At 37.8% G+C, this 22838-nt stretch carries 27 protein-coding genes; 9 read left to right on the top strand and 18 right to left on the bottom strand.

Annotated features, from left to right (window positions below):
- Positions 1 to 96: 96 nt before the first annotated feature.
- Positions 97 to 714 carry a DNA-directed RNA polymerase subunit delta gene (gene rpoE / locus AB3I34_RS00755; RefSeq protein WP_002357996.1) on the bottom strand — a complete coding sequence of 206 codons (618 nt, stop codon included), beginning with the start codon at positions 712 to 714 and terminating at the stop codon, positions 97 to 99.
- A 76-nt stretch (positions 715 to 790) separates the two neighbouring features.
- Positions 791 to 1228, bottom strand: coding sequence for a DUF1934 domain-containing protein (locus AB3I34_RS00750; protein ID WP_002382132.1), 438 nt, complete (start codon positions 1226 to 1228; stop codon positions 791 to 793).
- A 331-nt stretch (positions 1229 to 1559) separates the two neighbouring features.
- On the opposite strand from AB3I34_RS00750, the gene AB3I34_RS00745 reads away from it, so the two are divergent.
- The 3 genes from AB3I34_RS00745 to yidA are packed head-to-tail and all read left to right on the top strand — an operon-like array spanning position 1560 to position 4573.
- Positions 1560 to 2375: a lipoate--protein ligase family protein gene (locus tag AB3I34_RS00745; protein ID WP_162784121.1), complete on the top strand. Its 816-nt coding sequence runs from the start codon at positions 1560 to 1562 to the stop codon at positions 2373 to 2375.
- Positions 2372 to 3742: a dNTPase gene (locus AB3I34_RS00740; protein ID WP_002357999.1), complete on the top strand. Its 1371-nt coding sequence runs from the start codon at positions 2372 to 2374 to the stop codon at positions 3740 to 3742. Before AB3I34_RS00745 ends, AB3I34_RS00740 begins: the two co-directional genes overlap by 4 nt.
- Positions 3743 to 3760: 18 nt before the next feature.
- Positions 3761 to 4573 (top strand): sugar-phosphatase, encoded by an 813-nt coding sequence (gene yidA / locus AB3I34_RS00735; protein ID WP_002358000.1) that lies wholly within the window; start codon positions 3761 to 3763, stop codon positions 4571 to 4573.
- Between the two features lie 63 nt (positions 4574 to 4636).
- On the opposite strand, the gene AB3I34_RS00730 is transcribed toward yidA, so the two are convergent.
- Positions 4637 to 5083: an NUDIX hydrolase gene (locus tag AB3I34_RS00730; RefSeq protein WP_002363716.1), complete on the bottom strand. Its 447-nt coding sequence runs from the start codon at positions 5081 to 5083 to the stop codon at positions 4637 to 4639.
- A gap of 148 nt (positions 5084 to 5231) precedes the next feature.
- Here AB3I34_RS00730 and AB3I34_RS00725 point away from each other — a divergent pair, with 148 nt between their 5' ends.
- Positions 5232 to 5606, top strand: a complete 375-nt coding sequence (locus tag AB3I34_RS00725) for a VOC family protein (protein WP_002358003.1) — start codon at positions 5232 to 5234, stop codon at positions 5604 to 5606.
- 142 nt (positions 5607 to 5748) lie between these two features.
- Complete coding sequence (locus AB3I34_RS00720) at positions 5749 to 6471, top strand: gamma-glutamyl-gamma-aminobutyrate hydrolase family protein (RefSeq protein ID WP_002358005.1); 723 nt, start codon at positions 5749 to 5751, stop codon at positions 6469 to 6471.
- 50 nt (positions 6472 to 6521) lie between these two features.
- Here the strand turns inward: AB3I34_RS00720 and AB3I34_RS00715 are convergent, their stop codons facing one another.
- On the bottom strand, positions 6522 to 7346 hold the full coding sequence (locus AB3I34_RS00715; protein ID WP_002363713.1) for an aldo/keto reductase: 825 nt from the start codon (positions 7344 to 7346) through the stop codon (positions 6522 to 6524).
- Between the two features lie 76 nt (positions 7347 to 7422).
- On the bottom strand, positions 7423 to 7785 hold the full coding sequence (locus tag AB3I34_RS00710; RefSeq protein ID WP_002358008.1) for a hypothetical protein: 363 nt from the start codon (positions 7783 to 7785) through the stop codon (positions 7423 to 7425).
- 169 nt (positions 7786 to 7954) lie between these two features.
- Here AB3I34_RS00710 and AB3I34_RS00705 point away from each other — a divergent pair, with 169 nt between their 5' ends.
- On the top strand, positions 7955 to 8875 hold the full coding sequence (locus AB3I34_RS00705) for a mechanosensitive ion channel family protein (protein ID WP_010712299.1): 921 nt from the start codon (positions 7955 to 7957) through the stop codon (positions 8873 to 8875).
- Positions 8876 to 8919: 44 nt separating this feature from the next.
- Here the strand turns inward: AB3I34_RS00705 and AB3I34_RS00700 are convergent, their stop codons facing one another.
- The 10 genes from AB3I34_RS00700 to ulaG all read right to left on the bottom strand — a co-directional run bounded on the left by AB3I34_RS00700 (position 8920) and on the right by ulaG (position 17227).
- A complete protein-coding gene (locus AB3I34_RS00700) occupies positions 8920 to 10089 on the bottom strand; it encodes an N-acetyldiaminopimelate deacetylase (protein WP_002386002.1) in 1170 nt (389 codons plus the stop codon).
- 36 nt (positions 10090 to 10125) lie between these two features.
- On the bottom strand, positions 10126 to 10827 hold the full coding sequence (gene dapD / locus AB3I34_RS00695) for a 2,3,4,5-tetrahydropyridine-2,6-dicarboxylate N-acetyltransferase (RefSeq protein WP_002358012.1): 702 nt from the start codon (positions 10825 to 10827) through the stop codon (positions 10126 to 10128).
- Positions 10828 to 10907: 80 nt separating this feature from the next.
- Positions 10908 to 11396, bottom strand: a complete 489-nt coding sequence (gene cbpB, locus AB3I34_RS00690; protein WP_002358013.1) for a cyclic-di-AMP-binding protein CbpB — start codon at positions 11394 to 11396, stop codon at positions 10908 to 10910.
- A gap of 256 nt (positions 11397 to 11652) precedes the next feature.
- The gene (locus tag AB3I34_RS00685; RefSeq protein WP_085444131.1) at positions 11653 to 12363 is read right to left on the bottom strand and encodes an L-ribulose-5-phosphate 4-epimerase; all 711 of its coding nucleotides are present in this window, start codon (positions 12361 to 12363) and stop codon (positions 11653 to 11655) included.
- Positions 12353 to 13213, bottom strand: a complete 861-nt coding sequence (locus AB3I34_RS00680; RefSeq protein WP_010712298.1) for an L-ribulose-5-phosphate 3-epimerase — start codon at positions 13211 to 13213, stop codon at positions 12353 to 12355. The genes AB3I34_RS00685 and AB3I34_RS00680 overlap by 11 nt, the downstream gene beginning before the upstream one ends.
- 4 nt (positions 13214 to 13217) lie before the next feature.
- Positions 13218 to 13856 carry a 3-keto-L-gulonate-6-phosphate decarboxylase UlaD gene (locus tag AB3I34_RS00675; RefSeq protein ID WP_002396906.1) on the bottom strand — a complete coding sequence of 213 codons (639 nt, stop codon included), beginning with the start codon at positions 13854 to 13856 and terminating at the stop codon, positions 13218 to 13220.
- Between the two features lie 13 nt (positions 13857 to 13869).
- Positions 13870 to 14169: a PTS sugar transporter subunit IIB gene (locus tag AB3I34_RS00670; protein WP_010712297.1), complete on the bottom strand. Its 300-nt coding sequence runs from the start codon at positions 14167 to 14169 to the stop codon at positions 13870 to 13872.
- Positions 14170 to 14183: 14 nt separating this feature from the next.
- Positions 14184 to 15671 carry a PTS ascorbate transporter subunit IIC gene (locus AB3I34_RS00665; protein WP_085444130.1) on the bottom strand — a complete coding sequence of 496 codons (1488 nt, stop codon included), beginning with the start codon at positions 15669 to 15671 and terminating at the stop codon, positions 14184 to 14186.
- 12 nt (positions 15672 to 15683) lie between these two features.
- Positions 15684 to 16142, bottom strand: coding sequence for a PTS sugar transporter subunit IIA (locus tag AB3I34_RS00660; protein ID WP_010712295.1), 459 nt, complete (start codon positions 16140 to 16142; stop codon positions 15684 to 15686).
- 17 nt (positions 16143 to 16159) lie between these two features.
- Positions 16160 to 17227: an L-ascorbate 6-phosphate lactonase gene (gene ulaG / locus AB3I34_RS00655; protein WP_002360582.1), complete on the bottom strand. Its 1068-nt coding sequence runs from the start codon at positions 17225 to 17227 to the stop codon at positions 16160 to 16162.
- A gap of 193 nt (positions 17228 to 17420) precedes the next feature.
- On the opposite strand from ulaG, the gene AB3I34_RS00650 reads away from it, so the two are divergent.
- Positions 17421 to 18185: a DeoR/GlpR family DNA-binding transcription regulator gene (locus AB3I34_RS00650; protein ID WP_002382117.1), complete on the top strand. Its 765-nt coding sequence runs from the start codon at positions 17421 to 17423 to the stop codon at positions 18183 to 18185.
- A 93-nt stretch (positions 18186 to 18278) separates the two neighbouring features.
- On the opposite strand, the gene AB3I34_RS00645 is transcribed toward AB3I34_RS00650, so the two are convergent.
- From AB3I34_RS00645 to racE, 3 genes are read right to left on the bottom strand one after another with little or no spacing between them, the layout of a single operon-like run.
- A complete protein-coding gene (locus AB3I34_RS00645; RefSeq protein ID WP_002386618.1) occupies positions 18279 to 18791 on the bottom strand; it encodes a metallophosphoesterase in 513 nt (170 codons plus the stop codon).
- 12 nt (positions 18792 to 18803) lie between these two features.
- Entirely contained in the window at positions 18804 to 20159 is a 1356-nt protein-coding gene (gene rph, locus AB3I34_RS00640; RefSeq protein ID WP_010712294.1) for a ribonuclease PH, read from the bottom strand.
- Positions 20152 to 20979, bottom strand: coding sequence for a glutamate racemase (racE, locus tag AB3I34_RS00635; protein ID WP_002358027.1), 828 nt, complete (start codon positions 20977 to 20979; stop codon positions 20152 to 20154). Before racE ends, rph begins: the two co-directional genes overlap by 8 nt.
- 264 nt (positions 20980 to 21243) lie before the next feature.
- Between racE and AB3I34_RS00630 the strand changes: the two genes are divergently transcribed.
- Positions 21244 to 21975: an amino acid ABC transporter ATP-binding protein gene (locus tag AB3I34_RS00630; RefSeq protein ID WP_002377841.1), complete on the top strand. Its 732-nt coding sequence runs from the start codon at positions 21244 to 21246 to the stop codon at positions 21973 to 21975.
- Positions 21976 to 22009: 34 nt separating this feature from the next.
- Entirely contained in the window at positions 22010 to 22837 is an 828-nt protein-coding gene (locus AB3I34_RS00625) for a transporter substrate-binding domain-containing protein (RefSeq protein ID WP_010712293.1), read from the top strand.
- Position 22838 lies beyond the last annotated feature (1 nt).

Below are 22838 nucleotides of genomic sequence, written 5' to 3'. Positions count from 1 at the left end.
TCTATTCAAGAAAATAATTTTTTCTATTTTCTCATTTTTCTTAAGCATTCAACTAAAAAGCTTGACTCCTTCTTAGGAATCAAGCTTTTTGGTTTCTTACTCTTCAGAATATTCGTCATCAAAATCGTCTTCATCTTCAACATCATCGTCATCAATGATTGTTAAATCTTCTTCGATTTGCGGAATGTCTTCTTCATCATCGTCTGAATCTGCACCAATCTCTTGTAAGTCAGAGTTGTATGCTTTGATTTCTTCATCTTCATCTTCTTCATCATCGTACAAGATGTCTTCTTCATCATCATTTGTTAATTCAGCATCTTCTGGATCGTCATCGTTATAGTCAATTACATCTTCATCGTTTGGATTAGTGATGAAGGCATTTACTTTTTTACGTTTTCTACGACGTGGTGCATCTTCTTCGTCTTCTTCCAAGCCATGTGTAACTTCTTCATCGATTGAATCGATTGGATACCATGAACGTAAGCCCCAACGATTGTCTCCCAATGAGATAAAGCTACCGTCGATGTTTAAATCTGTATAAAATTGTGCTAATTGGTCACGAATTTCACTATCAGACTTGCCAAGATAATTTTGGATTTGGTTAACTAAATCAGAAAAATCCATTACATCTGCATGTTGTTCTAAAATAGCGTGTGCTACTTCAATCATGGATAATTCTTTTTTGTTTAACCCTTCAAATACATTAATTTCCAAGAGGTACACGTCCTTTCACAGTCTACTCCTTATCATACAAAAACATTGAAAAAAAATCAATTCTATTCTGCAATATTTATGCAGTAAATTCTAATTCTAAATGATATTCTCCGATTCGCTCTGTTTGAGAGTATAAATCATAATCAACTAAAATCTTACCAGACATTGGTTGATCTTTTAAACTAACACGCAAATTATGGGTAAACGTACTAATCTGCAGCAAGCCATAAGGGGTTCGATAACTTGTATCTAATTTTTCCTGATAGCCAAATCTTAAACGCATCCGTAATTCGCCAGCACGAATCAGCTGAACATGCCCGTCTGGTTCAATTTTAATGGTCACGGGGGTTGGTTCTGTATCCTCTAATAATTCTTCTTTGTAACGAATGTATAATGTATCACCCATTTTTACTAATTGACCTTCTAAGTCAAAGAAAAAATCTTTTTGTTCGTTGCCTTGTTGGACAATCGTTTTTAGTTGAATCGATACAGGAACGCCTGTTGATAAATCCATAATGGTCACTCCTTTTCCAAAATATAACTTTCTTATTGTTGACTTTTTCAATGTATTTGTCAACTAAAGTCAATTTTTCCTTGCTTATGTACCTTTTCTTATTGTATAAGCTCTTTTCACGGGTTGCAAGCATTTGTTTCATCTATTTAATAAGAAAACCGTTTACTATTTTAGAGAATTCCTTCAGAATTCGTTTATATAACATGCTTTTTTGCATTTTTTGTATATAATATAAGAGAGAGTAAGAAAATAAACGTATTAAATGACGTAATTATAAATAGACAGGACGTTTTTTATGAGCACAACTTTTCCCCTTCACACTGAATCCTTTATGCTCCTTGATTCAGGTTGTTTAACAAACAGTGACTATTTTTTACCTTTTGCCTTGACCGATGTTTTAACCACTTTTTCAGGAATGCAGCACCAACCAATCATTCATTTCTGGCAATTGGATCAAGCAATGATTCTTGGCATGAAAGATACCCGTGTACCACATCTAAAAGAAGGCATCACTTCTCTGCAAGAAAACGATTATTCTGTAGTCGTTCGCAATGCCGGCGGTTTAGGGGTGATTGCCGATTCGGGTATTTTAAATGTTTCACTTATTTTACCAAATAATTCTGAACACAAATTAAGTATCGATGCGGCTTATGAATTAATGTGGGCTTGGCTCCGTCAGAGTTTTCCAGAGAAAGAGATTGCCGCCTTTGAAATTACTACATCCTATTGTCCCGGTACTTATGATTTAAGTATTGGCGATCAAAAGTTTGCAGGGATTGCCCAACGACGCGTCAAAGACGGTATTTCTGTCATGATTTACATCAGCGTTAACGGCAATCAACTTGCTCGTGGAGAAGTGGTTCGAGACTTTTACCTTGCTGGGTTACAAGAACAATTTGGTGAAAATGGCTATCCGCCCGTTGATCCAGCAGTGATGGCAAATTTAGAAACCCTGATTGAGACTCCATTAACAATAGACGCCGTAAAAACCCGTTTAATCGAAGCATTACCTCAACAATTTGAAAAATCTATTGATCCAAACTTAACCGAACCAATTATAACCTCAGAATGGTTCCAAACAAATTTAACTGTCCAGCTGGAAAAAATGGCGCAACGAAACGCCTTAATTAAAGGAGAGATCGTATGACGATTCCGTATAAAGAGCAACGATTACCAATCGAAAAAGTTTTTCGTGATCCCGTCCATAATTATATTCATGTCCAACATCAAGTGATTTTAGACCTTATTAATTCTGCTGAAGTGCAACGATTACGTCGCATTAAGCAACTAGGCACTTCTTCTTTTACGTTTCACGGTGCCGAACATAGTCGTTTTTCCCATTCTTTGGGTGTTTACGAAATTACACGTCGGATTTGTGAGATTTTCCAACGTAACTACTCTGTGGAACGATTAGGTGAAAACGGCTGGAATGATGACGAGCGCCTGATTACACTTTGCGCAGCTTTATTACATGATGTCGGTCATGGTCCTTATTCACATACATTCGAGCATATTTTTGATACAAACCATGAAGCAATCACGGTCCAAATCATCACCTCACCAGAAACGGAAGTCTATCAAATTTTAAATCGTGTTTCGGCAGATTTTCCTGAAAAAGTCGCCAGCGTTATTACTAAACAATACCCAAATCCTCAAGTGGTGCAAATGATTTCTAGTCAAATTGATGCCGATCGCATGGACTATCTGTTACGTGATGCTTACTTTACAGGGACGGAATACGGAACCTTCGATTTAACTAGAATCTTACGTGTGATTCGACCATACAAAGGAGGCATTGCCTTTGCTATGAATGGGATGCATGCGGTGGAAGACTATATCGTTAGTCGTTACCAAATGTATGTCCAAGTCTATTTCCACCCTGTTTCTCGTGGGATGGAAGTGATTCTTGATCATTTATTGCATCGGGCGAAAGAATTATTTGAAAACCCTGAATTTGACTATGATTTACAAGCCTCTCTGCTTGTACCATTCTTTAAAGGGGACTTCACCTTACAAGAATATTTAAAATTGGATGATGGCGTCCTCTCTACGTACTTTACACAATGGATGGATGTGCCTGATTCAATTCTAGGTGATTTAGCCAAACGTTTCCTTATGCGTAAGCCTCTGAAGTCAGCCACCTTTACGAACGAAAAAGAGAGCGCAGCAACGATTGCTTATTTAAGGGAATTGATTGAAAAAGTTGGTTTCAACCCTAAATATTATACTGCCATTAATTCAAGCTATGATTTACCTTACGATTTTTATCGTCCAAATAAAGACCGTCATCGTACACAAATTGAATTAATGCAAAAAGATGGCTCATTAGTGGAATTGGCAACGGTCAGTCCCCTAGTTGCAGCACTTGCTGGTCAGAGTCAAGGAGATGAACGTTTCTATTTCCCTAAAGAAATGCTTGACCAAGGAAATAAAAAACATTACGATTTATTTGATGAGACGTATCGTGAGTTTTCAAGTTACATTCATAATGGTGCGTTAGTTTTAAAAAAATAGGTTTTCTAGGAGGATTCTATGTCAATTAAGTTAGTTGCTATTGATATCGACGGAACATTGCTAAATTCACAACACAAGATTACCCCACGGGTCAAAGAAGCGCTCCAAAAAGCAAATGAGCAAGGTGTTCGTATTGTTTTATGTACAGGCCGTCCTTTGCCAGGCGTCAAAGAACAATTGGATGAATTAGCCTTATATGGTGAAAATGATTTCGTGATTACCTACAACGGTTCGCTTGTCCAAGCAACCAAAGATAATGCGATTATTTCACGCTATACCTTGAGTTATGAGGATTTTTTAGAAATTGAAATGTATTCTCGTAAAGTCGGCGCACACTTGCACACAATTGATGATTCCGCTATTTACACTGCCAATCGCAATATTGGTAAATATACGATTCACGAAGCATCTTTAGTGAACATGCCTTTAAAATATCGTACGGTGGATGAAATGACACCAGAGATGAACATTATTAAAATGATGATGATTGATGAGCCGGAAGTTTTAGATCCTGCCATTGCAAAATTACCATTACATTTTACCGAAAAATATACGACTGTTAAAAGTACGCCTTTTTACTATGAAATCATGAATAAAAATGCTAGCAAAGGCAATGCTCTAGCAAAATTGGCAGACCATTTAGGCTTAAATAAAGACGAAGTGATGGCCATTGGTGACAATGAAAATGACTTATCCATGATTGATTACGCTGGGATTGGTGTTGCGATGGGCAATGCGACAGAAAATGTTAAAACAATTGCCGATGTGCATACCACTAGTAATGACGAAGATGGTGTCGCTCAAATTATTGAAAAAATGGTTTTAATTTAAACATTCTTTTCAATAACAATAACCCTCAATCTAATCAACATAGATTGAGGGTTATTCGTTATTTTATGATGCTGCCGCTAGCCATTTTTCAACGGCCCAACGGTGGCTTCCTCTTTTTAATAAACGGACTGCTTCTTCTGGTGCAACCCAGTGTAAAGTATTGGTCCTTTCTAAGGGTTCGCTAAGTTGCCGCCAAGTATTCGCTACATAAAAATAGCCAGGATTATAATAGGCCGTTTGGCGATGGTTCGAATAAAAATATTCATCAGCTTCCCCTAAATAACGGCCAATTTCTACACTAATTCCCAATTCTTCTAGCACTTCTCGATGGATCGCTTCTTCTTTCGTTTCGGTGCCTTCAATTTCGCCTCCTGGTAAAAAATAAGCTCCATTTGGCGCTTGTACCAGAACCATTGTGTTATTTTCTGGCTTTGAAACAATAATGTATGCAGCATATCTTGTTTGATAGGTCAATGTCTCTTCTCTTTTTCCAAACGTTGGCGTTTTCATTGGCGCACCTCTTCTCTTTTCATCTATTTTACCTGAGAAATTCCTTTAGAACAAGTCAGAAACCAAGCGTTTTTCTCTACATTTCACGTTTATCTATGCTACTATTAACGTTGGAAATATAATTAAGTTTGAAAGGGAGTTTTTAACTATGAAAATGGCTCATACATGTGTGCGTGTAAAAGATTTAGAGGCATCATTAGATTTCTATCAAAAAGCCTTCAATTTTGAAGAAAGTCGCCGTCGTGATTTTCCAGAAAATAAATTTACTTTGGTTTATCTAACTTTACCAGGAGACGACTACGAACTAGAACTAACTTATAATTATGATCATGAAGCATACGATTTAGGAAACGGTTATGGTCATATCGCCATCAGTACAGATGATTTAGAAGGATTACACGAAAAACATCAAGCGGCTGGCTTAACTGTCACTGACTTAAAAGGCTTACCTGGAACTGCACCATCTTATTACTTTGTTGTCGACCCAGATGGGTATAAAATCGAAGTCATTCGTGAACGTTAAAAAGTTTCACTTGTTCACTTACTGAGCTTTTTGTGTTTGAGAGCTGTCCGAGACAAAACTTGTCTCGACTTCTTCTCAAACACTTTTTTCAAAAAAAGTGCTACAATAGAACGTATGAATTTATTGAGGATGTGATGTTATTATGACAAAAAAAATTATTGGAATCGCTGGCAATCAACTTTTGCAGGCAGCTGAAGTGTTTCACGGTAACCAAGTGACTTACACCCCACAAGGTTTTGTTAGCGCTGTTCAAGCCGCAGGTGGCGTTCCTCTCGTTTTGCCAATTGGCCCCAAAGAGTTAGCCGCTACGTATATACAACAAATTGATAAACTACTTTTAGCAGGCGGTCAAGATGTTGCCCCTGAATTTTACGGACAAGAACCCCATATAAAATTAGAAGAAACGAATCGTGATCGTGACGAGTTTGAGTTAGCCCTAATTGAAGAAGCCTTAAAACAAAACAAACCTATTTTTGCGGTTTGTCGTGGAATGCAATTAGTCAATGTTGCTTTAGGTGGCACATTATATCAAGATTTATCGATGTATCCACAATGGTCAGTTAAGCACGGACAACAACCCACTCAACCAATCTTTGCGACGCATCGTATTGATGTTGAACCAGACAGTCAATTATCAAACATATATGGTACAACTGGTCAAGTCAACTCGTACCATCACCAAGCACTACATACTTTAGGAAAAGATTTACGCGTTACTGCTTGGTCCTCTGATGGCCTTGCAGAAGCAGTGGAATCAACAAATGAACAGCAGCCTTTATTAGCTGTTCAATGGCATCCTGAACTAATGTACGCACGTGATGCCAAATCCCAAGCACTCTTTAACTACTTTGTTCAAAAATTATAGTAAAAACGGAGGGACGTCTTTCGCCCCTCCGTTTTTACTTGCTATCATACTTAAAAATCAAAATTATCTGGATCTGCACCAAAACGATGATCCTTATTTAACTGATTAATTGCGGTTATTTCTTCTGGTGTTAATTCAAAATCAAAGACAGCAAAATTTTCCTGAATTCTTTTTTCGTGAACAGATTTAGGAATCACGATAATATCATTTTGTAAGTGCCAACGAATAATCACTTGGGCTGCTGATTTGCCATATTTTTCACCAATTTTCACTAGTACTGGCTCAGATAATAAATTACCTTGTCCTAGAGGAGACCAAGCCTCCACGGCAATCTTATTTTCGGCTAAATATTTTCGTAGCGGTTCTTGTGTTAACGTAGGATGTAATTCAATTTGATCCACCATTGGCACAACATTTGCTTCTGTTAATAAATCTTCCAAATGATGTTGATGAAAATTGGAAACACCAATTGCTTTGGCACGACCACTTGCGTAAATTTCTTCTAATGCTTTCCATGATTCTTTATATTTACCAGCAACAGGCCAGTGAATTAAATATAAATCAACATAGTCTAGCCCTAATTTTTCTAAGCTTTTATCAAATGCTTTAATCGCATTTTCATAGCCTTGATCTTCATTCCATAATTTCGTCGTCACGAAAATTTCTTCGCGGGGAATACCCGATTGACGAATGCCTTCGCCCACCCCTACTTCGTTTTTATAAACGGCTGCCGTATCAATCAAGCGATAACCCGCTTCTAAAGCCCATTTTACTGAATTTGTTGCTTCTGAGCCATCTTCTACACGCCAAACACCTAAACCTAGGCGTGGCATTTCATTGCCGTTTGCTAATTTTTTTGTTTTATCCAAAGTCATGTGTTTCTTCAGTCCCTTCATTTTCATTACTTTTAGTATACTACGCATTCTTCTTTCACGAAACAATCACGACTCATCAGGTCATTTTCTTTATTTTTAATAAATAACGACGCCAATAGGTCAGCACTCCGATTAGTGCCACAACTACAATTGTTCGACCGCTAACGCTTCCAATCCACAGTTTAACTGCAAGTAACCAGATACAAAAGAGATAAACACAGGACCAATTAAAGGAAACTTTCAATGTACATGATTCCGCAATTTCGATTATCTGACTACTAAAAAAACGACTCCCTAATCGTAAAGCGACTGGATTATGGAAGATGAATGTTCGTCGCTTGTCAGCCGTCAAGCGAGTAGCACATCGTTCATCAATAAAAATTGTTACAGGTAATTTAGAAAGTAAATCATTTTTTGCCCATTCAATTGAAACTTTCACGCAGCACTCACAACCTTTAACAAAATTATAAAATATATTATTTATTTACAAAATTATAACATTCCTAAAAAAACATGTTAAGTCTTTAAAAAAACTTTCTATTTTCTTCCCCTTTCGCCGAGAGATTTAGTATACTAAAAGAAGAAATTTTAGAGAAAGTTGGATTTTTATGTTGATACTTGGGTTATCCAGTACTGAAACAGTTGATTCTTCTGCTCCTGATTTAGCAGAAGCGACCGTAAAAAAAGTGAGCGCGCTACAACGCTTTTGGAACAATATTAATTGGGATGCCATTGTCGCTACCTTAATTGAAAAAAGTTTATCAATTTTATTTTTAATTTTTCTATTTTTTATTATTCAGCGAATCGGGAAATATTTAATTGATCGCACCTATGCAAATTATAGTAAAAAGCAACATTTTAGTGAAAGCCGTTTAAAAACGTTACACACTCTAATCATTAATGCATTTCAATATACGCTGTTCTTCTTCTTTATCTATTCTCTTTTGACCATTGTCGGTGTGCCTGTTGGCTCATTATTAGCCGGAGCGGGAATTGCCGGTGTTGCCATTGGTTTAGGGGCTCAAGGATTCATGAATGACTTAATTACCGGATTTTTCATTATTTTAGAACAACAAATGGATGTAGGCGATTATATTCGCTTATTGGCGTTAAATATTGAAGGAACAGTTACTTCTGTCGGATTACGAACCACTCAAATTAAAGCGGTTGATGGAACTGTTCATTTTATTCCAAACCGAAACATCACTACAATCAGTAACCTGTCTCGTGCCAACATGCAAGTGTTAATTGATGTCCGCATCAATCCTGAAGAAGGTTATGAAAAAATTTGTGAAGTGATTACAGAAGTCAATGAAACATTAAAAGAAAAGTATATCGAAAGTATTCAAACTGGGCCAGATATTTTTGGTATGGTCGATTTAGGCAATGGCAACTTTGCGGTGCGAACGACCATGTATGTACTAAACGGCAAACAATTTGCGGTCAAAGAAGAATTTCTAGCTCAATATATCAAAGCATTAACAGAGGCCGGCTTTACGATTCCCAATACGCCCATTATTGCAAAATAAAAAACAGCCACCAGATACTTATTAGTTATCTGGTGGCTGTTTTTCTAATTGTCCAATGATTTTAAAAAGCCACTAACTGCCTCCACTCCAAACAATAACGCCTCTTCGTTCGGTTCAAACTTAGCAGAATGAAGGCTGTAGGGACTTGCCACGCCTAACCAAAACATCGTGCCTGGGACTTTAGACAATAGATAGCCAAAATCTTCACCTGTCATTGCAACCGGCGCTTGTTGAAATTGAACTGTTGCTTGTTTGCTCATGTATTCAATAAAATTCGTGGTACATGCGGGCTCATTCACTACAGGTAAATACCCTTTCTGATCAAGATGAACAGTTACTTCACATTGAAAAGATTGCGCAATACCTTCACTAATTTCGCGAATTCTTCGCTGCGTTTGTTCATTAGTTTCTGCTGTCAATGTGCGAATTGTACCAGATAAAGTTGCTTCTTCGGCAATCACATTACAGGCAGTCCCTGCATGAAAAGTCCCAAAGGTAACGACTGCTCCGACCACAGGATCAACATTTCGACTAACGATCGTTTGCGCTTGCTGAATTAAATTTGTGGCCGCCAAGACCATATCATTTGCTTGATGCGGAAAAGCCGCATGTCCACCTTTTCCTTTTAAGGTAATGTTCACTTCACAAGTGGCAGCAAACAATGTCCCTACTCTGGTACTAATAGTTCCGACTGGCAAATCAGGATTAACATGAAGCGCATAAAATTCATCAGGTAACCACTCACCAAACGCGTGGTCTTCATACATCAACATCCCCCCTGCTTCATTTTCTTCAGCAGGTTGAAATAAAAATAAAAAGTTATTGTCTGGTTGCTGTTGACTTAATTCTTTCAAAACCCCTAAACCGATTGTCATGTGAAAATCGTGCCCACAGGCATGCATAAACCCTGGTCGTTTTGATTGAAAAGCAGAAACCACTTCCTCTTGAATAGGTAAACCATCAATATCAGCACGCCAGCCGATGGTTTTCTGAGGATTTTTGCCTTCTATGAAGACTAAAATCCCCGTTTGCCATGTTCGAACTTGCAGATAAGGTTGCTTCATTTTATCAATTTCATTAAGTAAAAAGGCTTGTGTTTCCTTTTCTTCTAAACCGATTTCAGGTATTTGATGTAGTTGCCGTCTAATCGCAATTAATTCTTCTTGCTCCACAAAAGCCACTCCTTCATTTTTGGGGTAATCGAAAGCCGCCATGAAGAAGTTTCTTCATCGCGACTGACTAATTTATTTTTAGAGTTTACGTAATTCTTCTAAAATCTCTGTTTTACTCTTGGTTTTATCATCAATTTGTTTAATTACTTTTGCTGGCACGCCTGCGACAACGGTATGCGCTGGAACGTCTTCCACAACTACTGCCCCAGCAGCCACAACGGCACCTTCACCAACACGAACCCCTTCTAGTACGACCGCATTCGCTCCAATGACAACCTCGTTTTCAATAACCACAGGTGCGGCACTTGGTGGTTCAATGACACCAGCTAAAACCGTTCCTGCGCCAATATGACAATGTTTTCCTACAGTTGCACGGCCGCCTAAAACAGCGCCCATATCAATCATAGTCCCTGCACCAACGACGGCGCCAATATTTAGAATAGCCCCCATCATAATCACCGCTTGATCGCCAATTTCAACTTTTTCGCGAATCAAAGCACCTGGTTCAATCCGAGCATTAATGTCTTTCAGATCAAGAAAAGGAATTGCTGAGTTACGTGCATCGTTTTCTACAACATAATCCTCAATTTTTTCTTTGTTTGCTTCTAAAAAAGGTTTTACGTCAGCCCAATCGCCAAACAATGTCCCAGTTTTACAATTATTAAAGACCTTAATTGTTTCCGGAAACGTGACTTCTTTTAATTGCCCTTTCAGTGTTACTTTAACAGGCGTTTGCTTTTTGGCATCGCCAATATACTGAATAATCTCATATGCGTCCAATCACAGCACTCCTTTACTTCGTGTTATCATACAGAATAACGCATTTATGAGAAAAAAGTAAAGAGTTTCTTGCGTTTTATTTAAATTACTTTCATTTCTTCTTCTGATTTAGGCAGAACAAGATGATGTTTTTCTAATTCATGCGCCATATGATTGACCGCTTTTAAAATTTCTTTGCGTGTAATGATACCTTTAAAGCGTTGATTATCATCAACCACTGGTAAAAAAGAAGCATCTACTAATAAATGTAACACTTCTTCTAAATCCCACGATTCACCAATTACAGGAACATTGACTTCCATTACATCGGCCACAGTAAATTCATTCAATTTTTCAAAATCCACTGAAGTCAAATCAAACATTTTATCTACAACGTCTGTCAAGCCGATTAAGCCAACAAAGCGATCTCCCTTATCTAACACAGGAATCTTGGAATAGCGAACTTGCGATAAGACTAATGCCGCGTGACTTAACGGATTTAAACACATTACATTGGCGACATTTTCGGCGGGTACTAAAAATGTTTCTTGTTTTTCTAATAATAATTCTTTTACAGCAGTCCCTATCATGATTGGGTTGCCTCCATTTCTAATTCTTTAACACGTAACTTATTGTACCTAATTCTGCGGAAAAAGTCTTGGAATTCGCAAATTCTTCATAACTTAACAAACGAAAATTAACGTTTTGTTCTATTCTCCCCCAAAAAAGAGAACGCTTTCTTAAAAAAATAAAAACTTAGTTGTCCCATAACAGACAACTAAGTTTTTATAAAAGACCAATTAATCAGTCAGTTATCCTTCTTTTTCACACGTTTCATCACAGCCATCACTGACCATAATAAGCGGAAATCCCATGTTTTCTAAAATAGTGTTTATCCAATAAAAAATGATCAATTGGTTCAACAGCTGGATTAATTATTTCCGTCAAACGTGCCATTGAACAGATTTCATCTAAAATCAAGCTGTTTTCAACTGCTTTTTCCGGAGTCATTCCCCAAGTAAATGGGCCATGTCCATAAACTAGCACTCCTGGAACTGCTAAAGGATCTAGTTCTTGTTCATGAAATGTTTCAACAATGACTTTGCCAGTCTCTTCTTCATAATTTTCTTTAATTTCACTTTCAGAGAGCGCTCTTGTGCAAGGTACAGCGCCATAAAAAGCATCCGCATGGGTGGTACCGTAAGGAGGTAAGGCTCGCCCTGCTTGAGCCCACGTAACACTATTCAGGGAGTGCGTGTGCGCAATCGCTCCAATTTCTGGCATTTTTTGATAGAGATAAAGATGCGTGGGTAAATCAGAAGACGGCTTTAATGCATTGGTTTCCAATAGTTGTCCCTTTAAATCAGTCACTACCATCTGTTCCTTGGTCATTTCTTGATATTTGACGCCGCTTGGTTTAATTACGATAATCCCTAATGACCGATTGATTTCACTAACATTGCCCCACGTTAATTTGACTAAGCCCAGTTTTGGCAAAGCCAGATTCGCTTCACAAACACGTTGTTTCATTGCTTGGATGATCGCTTTATTGTTCATAATAACCCGCCTCTACTAATTTGGGATAGAGATACTGCTGCGCGGCTTGAATTTTTTCTTGAAAATTCAAATCCGTTTCATTCCACATTTCAATTAAAAAAGGACCACTATAGTTTAACCGCTTGAGTGTTTTCAATAAGCCTGTAAAATCAACACAGCCTTCTCCAAAAGTAACTTCCCGAAACTTCCCTTCAAATGTGTCTGTTACAGCGAAGGTATCTTTTAAGTGAATAGCAGCGATTTCAGCAATTCCCTTTTCAAGCTCAACCGCCGGATTATTTTCCGGCCAAGCAGACAAATTACCTAAATCAGGATAGACATGCAAAAAAGGAGACGGAATTTGTTCCTTAATTTCTAGAAATTTTTGTATGCTATTCATAAAAGGGTCATCCATAATCTCAACAGCCAGAATGACACCGTATTGTGCAGCTTCCTCAACGCCCTTTTTCAGACCTTGAAGAAAAAATTCCCTTGTTTCGGCAGTTTTTTCTTCGTAAAAGACGTCATAGCCAGCTATTTGAATTACCCGTATGTTTAATTGATAAGCCAAACGAATCGCTTGAGATAAAATTTTCCGCCCTTTTTCACGTGTTTCTTTATTTAAAGAGCCTAAAGGGAACCGCCGATGACCACTTAAACACAAAGAATGGATAAAAAAATCTTCTTTCACCATTAATTGAAAAAGTTCTTGTAACTGGCTTGGTGTCCAAGCCAATCGTGCTAAACGTTCATCAGATTCATCAATTGACATTTCTAAAAAATCAAACCCTAACTTTTTGGCCCATGTTAATCGTTCTGCCCAAGTTAAATTTTGCGGGAGTGCTTTTTCATACAGTCCAATTCGTGCCATTTTATCACTTCCAAATCTGATCGATTTTTTTTTGAAAATCTTTGGCTGCTTGTTCAGGATTTTTTGATTCAGTAATCCCACGGCCCGCAATAAATGTTGCAACTGCCATTGTTTGAAACAATTCAAGCGTTTCGACAGTTAAACCACCTGTGACGGACACTTCAAAGCCTAAGTCAATTAGTTCTTGAACTTTATTCAAATCTTTCTCTCCCCAACTGCCGCCAGCTAAAAGAGCATCTCTACTTTGATGATAAATCACCTGATTAATCCCTAATTCTCGCCATTGTCGAGCTTGTTGCATTGTCCAATTTCCATATAGTTCTACTTGTAATTCTCGGACTTCTTTTTGAGCTGCAGCCATCGTTGGTAAGGTGGCGCAACAAATGACCGTCATGAAATCAGCGCCTGCTTGTGCGACATTACGAGCAACTGTACCGCCCGCATCAGCACATTTTGTATCAGCAACAATTGTTTTATTAGGAAACATGCGTCTTAAACAACGAATTGCTTTTTGGCCTTCTTGTAAACACAAAATAGTGCCAACTTCGATAATATCGACAATTTCTCCGACTTTCATACAATCTGCTAAAGCGTCTTCTAAGCTATTATGATCTAAAGCGATTTGTAAGTTTGGTCTTTTCATCTTTCCCACCCTTTTATTCAGATTTTTGATAACGATCTGAAGCCATATATTTTTCTTGAATTTCTTTTGGAGACATTACATTTTTAATGCCAATCACTGTGACTCCACGTTTTTCTGCTTGCTGAAACATTTGTAAAAAATTGACTGGAGTAAAAACAACGTCGTATTGGCTAGCAGAGCTTTTTCCTTCTGAAATGGCGCAATGATGAATTTTTGTAATCGGTACACCTAATTCTTTCATTGCTTTTTCAACACTCCGCATCATCATTAGACTCGTGCCAGAACCATTGGCACAGGAAACAAGTATTCTCATTTCAAATTCCTCCTTTAATTCTCTCGAAATTTTTTAGCATATTGTTCATAATCATTGACAATCATAAAGTAACCTTCTGGATTTCTCCGATACTGAAGTTGCGGAATTATTAGTAACCCAATCACCACTACTGCTACGCCAACATAGCCTAGAACTTTCATAATGATTGTAAATAACGGCCAAGCTGTTGCCCAATCGAACATGCCCAAATAACCGCCATATTGAGATAATCCAATCCATGTAGCAAATAAAGCTGAGCCACCTACTTGGATTAAACCTGAAAGGAAGGGGAATAAACAAGCAGCTTTTACTCCGCCACGATTATTTGCATAAACAGCTATGACAGCGTTATCAAAAAACAATGGGATAAAACCCGCAATAACGATTGTCGGAGACTTTAATAGAATCAGTAAGCCAATCATTAAAAACTGGCCTAATGCGCCAAAGAGGAACCCAATTGTTACTGCGTTGGGCGAACCAAACCCGAAAGTCGCTGCTACGTCAATCCCAGGAACAGCGCCTGGTAAAATGGTATTTGAAATCCCTTGGAATGACTGCGTCAACTCGTCAACAAAGGTTCTAACGCCTAATTGTAAGATAGCTAAATAGACAGCAAAATTTAATGAAGTGGTCATGATATAAAAGAAGAAACTCTGCTCTTCTTGCATAAATTTAGCTTGAATTAAATAATCTTGTCCCAAAACAAGCAAGATAATGCCAAAGAAAAAGAGCATCAAAATGGACGTAGCAACCATATTTTCATTAAAAATGGATAGAAATCCTGGTAATTCGATATCTTCCAATTTTTTATCGACCTTCTCTGAACGATGTTTTTTTTGATCACGTTTTTTCAACCATTCTGCTAATTTTGCAAAAATAAATATGCCAAACATTTGTTGATGGGCTACCGCAAAACCAGCACCTTCTGTTAGTTCCTGCGTAATCCCTACCGTTAAATTTGAAGCAACTGCCCAATAACACCCGAGAATTAAGCCCATAAAAATTAGTACTTCGATTCTACCTAAGTTAGGAAAACAAAAGAGTAAAATCCAGAAAGCGGTAGCTGCTTGTTGAATCTGAACATTCCCTGTTGTAAAAACGGCTCTCAATTTTGTATATTTTTGAAAACGAACCAACAAAATATTCATAATAAATGCGATCAATAACAAAATCATCACATCACCAAAGGTTCGTCCAAAGGTTTTCATCAATCCTGCATCGACTGCATTTTGCCCGAAATATGGATCGGTAACCATCGCCTGTAAATTAAATCGCTCTTTCAACCCTACTAGAATAGGGCGAAAATTATTAACCAAACCACCAGAACCAACACTCAAAATAAAATAACCAACTGTCGCTTTCAGAAAACCTGCTAAACATTCATAAAAGGGCCTCCGTAACAAGAGATAACCTAATAACACGATGAAACCAATCAAATATGCTGGCTGTGTTAAAACGTTCGTAGCAAAATAAGTCCAACTATTTAACAAGAACTCCCCCATTGATTTTTCCCCCTATAATTGATATTTCTCCATAACTTCTTTAAAATCCATTGGCGTGTTTGTTGCTAACAAGTCAGCAATCACGCCATCCGTCATCAATAAATCCATCAATTGCTGGATATTTTCAAGATGTTCGGCGGGATTTTGGGCTGCCAATGTAAAAAATAATGTTGCTGTTTTTGCTTCTTGATCGCCAGCAAAAGTGACTGCTTGCTTAAATTTTGTAAAAGAAATGGCCGTTCCAAAAACACCTGCGCTTTCCTCTGATGAATGTGGCATGGCTACTTCAGGAGCAATGATGATATAAGGTCCAAACGTTTCGACACACTGAATAATCTCATCGACATAACTCTGATCGATGACGTGTTTTTGGAGTAAAATCAAACAACTTTCCTGAATCGCCTCTTGCCAACTAACCGGTTCTTTATCAGGGTAATGAATAAGCTCTTGCTCCCAAAAATAAGTTAACATTGTACATCCAGCCTTTCTTACAAGAATGAAGGAAATGGTGTATCATTTTCTTTAACAAAAACATCATCAAAGCCACGATCAAAGTTAAATTCTAAGTTGTCTTTGTCATCTGGATAAACAAATTTGCCACCCACTTGCCAAATATATGGTTTAAATTGATAATGTAAACGATCTTTTTTAAATTTCCAAATTTCCATGATTTCTTTTGGATCCGCCATAAAATTAGACCAAATATCATAATGAACAGGAATGACTACTTTCGCATTTAAAGATTCTGCCATTCTCAACATATCAACAGAAGTTATTTTATCTGTGATACCGCGAGGATTTTCGCCATATGCTCCTAAGCAAACATCAATTGCATATTGATTACCATGTTTCGCAAACAAGTTAGAATAATGAGAGTCTCCGGCGTGATATACCGTACCACCTGAGGTTTCAAATAGATAATTGACAGCTAGTTCATTCATGTCCTGAGGCATTTTACCTTTAAATGTATTTTCAGGATCATCAGAAGTAATTAGCGCGGTTCGATCAAAAGCTTCCAAGGCCACTACATTCACATCGTTCACTTTTATTTCTTGACCAGGCTCTATAACCCGTGTTTTTTCTGCCGGAACACCCCAACGTTGCCATGTTTTCACTACTTCTTTTGGACCAATAAATAGAGCCTTAGGACAATTTTGATGAACAGCAGCAGCTGTGTGAATATCCAAATGGTCTGAATGAATATGTGTGACAACTAAAGCATCTACCTCTTTTATTTCAAAAGGATCAATCACAAAAGGTTGTGTTCTTAAATTAGGTTGCATTTTTTGGCAACCACTCATGCGCATCATTTGATGGCCATTTTTCATTAAGCCGTTCCCGTGCGTTTGTTTTCCTGTTCCACACCATAAATCACATAAAATATTCGTGTTCTCATGCGTTTTCAGCCAAATTCCTGTACAACCAAGCCACCAGAGTGCAACCGTTCCTTGAAGCACATTTGTCTGATTAATTTCTTCGTTTAAATAAGTGCCCCATTCTGGAAATGTCGCCTTCAACCAACTTTCTTTTGTAATTTCATGAATCGATTTGCTCATGCTACCACTCCTCTTCTCAAATGATTGTGTTATGCTTTATAAGAAAATCATAGCCGCAAAAAATCACAATGAAAACCCTTTTATATGATTGTTTGCACTTTTAATGATTCTTTTACGTGTTTTGTTTTCCTATGAGTTATACTATTTCATGGGGGACCGTGTCCAAAGAAATAACTAAAGGAGGTTGTATTACTTGAAAAGTTCATTAGAAACCATTGAAAAAAGGCAACAAAATATTCTCGCGCTGCTGCAAAAAAACAAACAAATGACTACCTATAAATTAGCAGATGCTTTAAATGTTTCCTTAAGCACAATTCGTCGTGATTTAAATGTCTTAGAAACTAAGAATGACATCATTCGAAAATATGGGTATTGTATTTACAACGACCAAAATCAGAAAGACTTTGATCAATCAGGACCGGAGTTATTAAAACAAGCCATTGCTCGTGTCGCTTGTAGCTATCTAAGTGATTATGATACCGTTTTCATCAATTCGAGTTCCACTGCTTTGAATATTCTCCATTATTTAAAGGCCGACCATCTGACCATCGTAACGAATAATTTAAAAATTGCCACCAAGCCTCATGTTTCTCAATACAATTATATTTTGACCGGAGGCGAATTACGTTTTCCTAAAGAAGTTCTGGTAGGAGATATTGCCATTAACACAATCACCGCAACGCATGCCGATGTTTGCGTAATTGGCTGTAGCGGGGTCAGTTTAGAACATGGCGTCACTACAAAAATTTTCAATGAAGCAAAAATTAATGAGCTTATGATAAAACAAACAACAAAAGTAAAAATTCTGGTCGCGGACCATCGAAAAATCGGCTTGACATCTAAATTTAAAATTGCTGATATTACCGCTTTTGATTGTTTGATTACAGACAAACATTGCTCGTCAACTTTAATTACAGAACTTCGTAAGACCGGCTTAAAGGTTATCCAAGTCGACTAAAAAAAGAGCGTAGGACAAAAATCTCTTTTGGATTTTTGTCCTACGCTCAAAATCTGATAAATAAAAAAGTAGCACTTATTTCTTAACATTCACTTACTTCGTAAACGTTGCCTTTAATCGTTCCAACGGTTGGTGCTCTTTGTTATAGTACTGAACGAGATATTGTTCAGGTGTACTTTCAATTATGGCATATGTTTTCTCTTGAACTGGTCCACGAGGTAAACGAATACTTCCCGGATTAACAAAGAGAATGTTATTGTGTCGCTCTGCACCGAGTACATGAGTGTGACCAAATAAGGCAATTGTCGCTCCTGCTTCTTCCGCTTGTAAAGCAAGTGTCGTGAGACCCATTCTAACATTGGCCAAATGACCATGTGTCATATAAATAACTTGATCCCCCACTTTTTTAGTCACAGTTTTGGGAAATTCATCATAAAAATCACAATTTCCTTGCACTACAATGAATTTTTGCCAAAGTTCATCTGTCGGTTCTAATTCAGAATCACCACAGTGAAAGAGTGCATCGACTTGTCCTTCATAATGATTCACTAAGTCAACCAAACAGTCGCGATCGCCATGGTTATCGCTTACTACCAAGATTTTCATACGTTTCAACTCCTATTTTTTTAGCCATTCTTCCCATTGTTCTTTTAATTTTGCCACTGCTTGTCCACGATGACTGACTTTATTTTTCTCTTCTCCAGACAATTCAGCTGCCGTCTTACCAAGCTCTGGAACATAGAAAAGTGAATCGTACCCAAAGCCTCCTTCACCACGAGGAATCGTACCGACTTCTCCTGGCCATTCAGCTTCGACCACCAGACTTTCTTTCTTTGGTTCAGCAAAAACCAATGTACAATGGAAACGCGCTTGTCTTTTTTCTTTTGGCACGCCCGTTAACTCGTGCAATAGTTTCGCATTATTTGAAGCATCGTTAGTTGGTTCACCAGCAAAACGAGCAGAATAGATTCCTGGCATTCCCCCTAACGCATCAACAATTAATCCTGAATCATCTGCTAATACTGGTTTCTGTAAAATTTCTGCAATTGTTTCAGCTTTTAGACGAGCATTTTCTTCAAATGTTTGACCAGTTTCTTCTACATCTGGCAAATTCGGATAATCTAATAACGTCTTAACTGTATATCCTTTTTCACCAAAAATTGAACTAAACTCTTTCGCTTTACCAGGATTTCTAGTCGCAATGACAATCACTTTCTCTTCTGAATCTTGCGAAGGGACTTCTTCAGAGGCTAAAGCATAAAGCGCTTCTTTCTGATACGCAATTAATTCCTCAATCCCTGTTTTTCCATAAAAGAGCATGGCATTTAACTCATCTCCTGAGAAGGTAGCTTCTTCACCCGTTCCTTGAATTTCCACAAATTCACCAGACTCGGTCATCACGATGTTCATATCCACTGCAGCATTCGAGTCCTCTGCGTAATCTAAGTCCAGCACACAATAACCATCGGGTAAAATACCCACGCTGACAGCAGCTAAATGCTCTTTAATTGGGTCTTCCGCTAGCGCACCAGTCATCAATAAATGATTGACTGCTAAGCGTAGAGCAACAAAAGCGCCTGTAATACTAGCTGTACGGGTTCCCCCATCTGCTTGAATCACATCACAATCGACAACAATGCTCCGTTCCCCTAACTTTTCTAAGTCAACAACAGCTCGCAATGACCGCCCAATCAAACGTTGAATTTCCATTGTTCGCCCTGTTAATTTTCCTTTCGCACTTTCCCGAATATTTCTTGTGTTCGTCGCGCGAGGGAGCATGCTATATTCAGCTGCTACCCAACCTGTTCCCCCGCCTCGTAAAAATGGGGGAACCTTTTCTTCGACAGTGGCTGAGCAAATTACTTTTGTATCGCCAAACGAAATAACCACCGAACCTTCTGGATGTTTAAAAACATTGGTTTCAATAGTGATCTTTCGCAATTCTTTTGGTGCACGACTATCATGTCTAATCATTTTCGTTTCCTCCTAAGTGAATCTGTTGTGCTTTTAAGTTCTCTATACCAAGCCAACTGCTTGCAATCTCTTCAAACATTTTTGCAGAACCAGTTGTATAAAATTCATGGGGCTGTGTAGGCGCTTCAGGCGTATGTGCAATGTCAAAATAATCGAGAAGCATGCTAACTTCGCCAACTGTTTCGGCTCCTGAGTCAATTAATGTCACATGACTTCCCATCACATTTTGAATCACCGGACGTAACAACGGATAATGGGTACAACCTAAAATCAACGTATCAAGTCCTTTTAATTGTAGTGCTTGAAGTGTTTCTGCCACAATTTTTTTTGCTACGGAAGAACGATATTGATTACTTTCAACAATGGGGACAAATTTAGGGCAAGCTAAACTAGTCACCTCAATTGCTGGTGCCTTACTTTTAATGGCGATTTCATAGGAAGCACTTTTGATTGTCCCTAAGGTACCTATGACACCAATTTTGTTATTTTTTGTGACTTTAACGGCTGCTCGTGCGCCAGGTAAAATAACACCGACAACTGGAATTGGCAAGGCAGCTTTAATTTCTTCTAATGCGACAGCCGTCGCGGTATTACATGCGATTACTAGCATTTTTATTCGTTTTTTCAATAAAAAATCGGCCATTTCCCAAGTAAACTGAACGACTTGTTCGGCTGGTCGTGGACCATATGGGCAACGGGCTGTATCTCCTAAATAAATTAATCGTTCATTTGGTAATTGCTTTAGCGCTTCCTTTAAAACAGTTAATCCACCAACGCCAGAATCAATTAATCCAATGGCTTCTTGATTGCTCATTCTCATCCTACCTTTGCCTTTTATTCACTGCCTTTATTTTCTACTTTTTAAGGACTATTGTCAATTTTTCCTGTTTTGCTCTCATTTATTTCTTTTTTTGAAGGAAATCTTTTTCGATTAAAAAACTAGTAATTCATTTTTTTGTATGTTATAATTCCTAACATTAAGAATACAATTAGAAATGCATTTGGTTAATTTAATTTAAATAACACGTTTCTCACCGAATCCTCTGTTATCTTTTCTACCAAATGATTGCAAAGGAGACTGCCTATGATTTCTTTAGAACATGTAAATAAGTATTTTGGGGAGCATCACGTTTTAAAAGATATTACTTTGAATGTAGAGCAAGGAGAAAAAATTGTCATTATCGGACCCTCTGGCTCTGGCAAAAGTACATTAATTCGGTGTATGAACCAATTGGAAAAAGTCAATGATGGTTCCGTCGTAATTGATAACATTGACATCACCAAACCGAAAGCACCGATTCAAAAGGTTCGCCAGAAAGTTGCCATGGTCTTTCAAAATTTTAACTTATATGCTCACAAAACGATTATTGATAATTTAACGTTAGCACCGATTAAAGTGATGGGCGTTTCCAAAGAAGAAGCGGTTCGTACTGGCATGGAGTATTTAGAACGGGTCGGCTTAGCTGATAAAGCGTCTGCTTATCCTTCGCAGCTTTCTGGCGGGCAGCAACAACGGGTCGCTATTGCTCGTGCCTTAAATATGCATCCTGAGATTATCCTTTTTGATGAACCGACTTCGGCACTTGATCCAGAAATGATTCAAGAAGTTTTAGATGTAATGGTCGATCTTTCCAAACAAAATATTACCATGGTTTGTGTCACACATGAAATGGGCTTTGCTCGTCAAGTGGCTGACCGTGTAATCTTTATGGACCAAGGAGAGATTATTGAACAAGGAACGCCTGAACATTTCTTTACAAGCACTGAAAACCCTCGTGCAAAAGAATTTCTAAGCAAAATTATTCATAACGGGTAATGAATAAAAAAACAAAAAATTGGAGGAATGAACAATGAAAAAACAAAATAAATGGCTGGCTGGACTCTCCTTACTTGTATTAGCAGGCATCATTGTGGGCTGTGGTAGCGGCAACAATGACTCAACTTCCAAAAGTGCTTCATCAAACAAAACGGTCACAGTAGAACAATTAAAAAAAGCAGGGAAAATTAAAGTAGGTGTCAAAGAAGACATTCCTAATTTTGGCTATATGAATCCTGATACAAACAAAAATGAAGGAATGGAACCAGATATTGCACGCTTGATTGCGAAAGAAATTACCGGCAGCGAAGAGAATGTGGAATTTGTGGGCGTGACAGCGAAAACGCGCGGTCCCCTTTTAGACAATGGTGAACTAGATATGGTAATTGCTACATTTACAATTACTGATGAACGTAAAAAGACTTATAATTTTACAACTCCTTATTATACAGATGAGATTGGTTTCCTTGTGCGCAAAGAGGATAACTTCTCCAGCATGAAAGATTTAGACGGAAAAACAATCGGCGTTGCACAATCTGCTACGACAAAAGAAAACTTAGAGAAAAAAGCGCAAGAGGAAGGAATCAAATTTACTTATCAAGAATTAGGTTCCTATCCAGAATTAAAAACAGCGTTAACTTCTAAACGAATTGATGCATTTTCAGTGGATAAATCAATCCTATCTGGCTATGTGGATGACAAGACAGAAATTTTAAAAGATGGTTTTTCGCCACAAGAATATGGAATTACTACAAAGAAAGCAAATACTGAATTAAATGATTATCTAAATGGTTTAATTGAAAAATGGGAAAAAGACGGCACACTAGAAAAAATTTATCAAGACTGGGGCTTAAAAAATTAAT

It is taken from the genome of Enterococcus sp. C102(2024), assembly GCF_040888205.1.
GTDB classification, from domain to species: Bacteria; Bacillota; Bacilli; order Lactobacillales; family Enterococcaceae; genus Enterococcus; species Enterococcus faecalis.
This window is presented reverse-complemented; position numbering and strand designations above follow the sequence as displayed.

Coding starts and splice junctions, on each gene's coding strand:
- AB3I34_RS00750 (WP_002382132.1), bottom strand. CDS start 1,228: ATGGATTTATCAACAGGCGTTCCTGTATCGATTCAACTAAAAACGATT.
- AB3I34_RS00745 (WP_162784121.1), top strand. CDS start 1,560: ATGCTCCTTGATTCAGGTTGTTTAACAAACAGTGACTATTTTTTACCT.
- AB3I34_RS00740 (WP_002357999.1), top strand. CDS start 2,372: ATGACGATTCCGTATAAAGAGCAACGATTACCAATCGAAAAAGTTTTT.
- yidA (WP_002358000.1), top strand. CDS start 3,761: ATGTCAATTAAGTTAGTTGCTATTGATATCGACGGAACATTGCTAAAT.
- AB3I34_RS00730 (WP_002363716.1), bottom strand. CDS start 5,083: ATGAAAACGCCAACGTTTGGAAAAAGAGAAGAGACATTGACCTATCAA.
- AB3I34_RS00725 (WP_002358003.1), top strand. CDS start 5,232: ATGAAAATGGCTCATACATGTGTGCGTGTAAAAGATTTAGAGGCATCA.
- AB3I34_RS00720 (WP_002358005.1), top strand. CDS start 5,749: ATGACAAAAAAAATTATTGGAATCGCTGGCAATCAACTTTTGCAGGCA.
- AB3I34_RS00715 (WP_002363713.1), bottom strand. CDS start 7,346: ATGACTTTGGATAAAACAAAAAAATTAGCAAACGGCAATGAAATGCCA.
- AB3I34_RS00705 (WP_010712299.1), top strand. CDS start 7,955: ATGTTGATACTTGGGTTATCCAGTACTGAAACAGTTGATTCTTCTGCT.
- AB3I34_RS00700 (WP_002386002.1), bottom strand. CDS start 10,089: ATGGCGGCTTTCGATTACCCCAAAAATGAAGGAGTGGCTTTTGTGGAG.
- cbpB (WP_002358013.1), bottom strand. CDS start 11,396: ATGATAGGGACTGCTGTAAAAGAATTATTATTAGAAAAACAAGAAACA.
- AB3I34_RS00685 (WP_085444131.1), bottom strand. CDS start 12,363: ATGAACAATAAAGCGATCATCCAAGCAATGAAACAACGTGTTTGTGAA.
- AB3I34_RS00680 (WP_010712298.1), bottom strand. CDS start 13,213: ATGGCACGAATTGGACTGTATGAAAAAGCACTCCCGCAAAATTTAACT.
- AB3I34_RS00675 (WP_002396906.1), bottom strand. CDS start 13,856: ATGAAAAGACCAAACTTACAAATCGCTTTAGATCATAATAGCTTAGAA.
- AB3I34_RS00670 (WP_010712297.1), bottom strand. CDS start 14,169: ATGAGAATACTTGTTTCCTGTGCCAATGGTTCTGGCACGAGTCTAATG.
- AB3I34_RS00665 (WP_085444130.1), bottom strand. CDS start 15,671: ATGGGGGAGTTCTTGTTAAATAGTTGGACTTATTTTGCTACGAACGTT.
- AB3I34_RS00660 (WP_010712295.1), bottom strand. CDS start 16,142: ATGTTAACTTATTTTTGGGAGCAAGAGCTTATTCATTACCCTGATAAA.
- ulaG (WP_002360582.1), bottom strand. CDS start 17,227: ATGAGCAAATCGATTCATGAAATTACAAAAGAAAGTTGGTTGAAGGCG.
- AB3I34_RS00645 (WP_002386618.1), bottom strand. CDS start 18,791: ATGAAAATCTTGGTAGTAAGCGATAACCATGGCGATCGCGACTGTTTG.
- rph (WP_010712294.1), bottom strand. CDS start 20,159: ATGATTAGACATGATAGTCGTGCACCAAAAGAATTGCGAAAGATCACT.
- racE (WP_002358027.1), bottom strand. CDS start 20,979: ATGAGAATGAGCAATCAAGAAGCCATTGGATTAATTGATTCTGGCGTT.
- AB3I34_RS00630 (WP_002377841.1), top strand. CDS start 21,244: ATGATTTCTTTAGAACATGTAAATAAGTATTTTGGGGAGCATCACGTT.
- AB3I34_RS00625 (WP_010712293.1), top strand. CDS start 22,010: ATGAAAAAACAAAATAAATGGCTGGCTGGACTCTCCTTACTTGTATTA.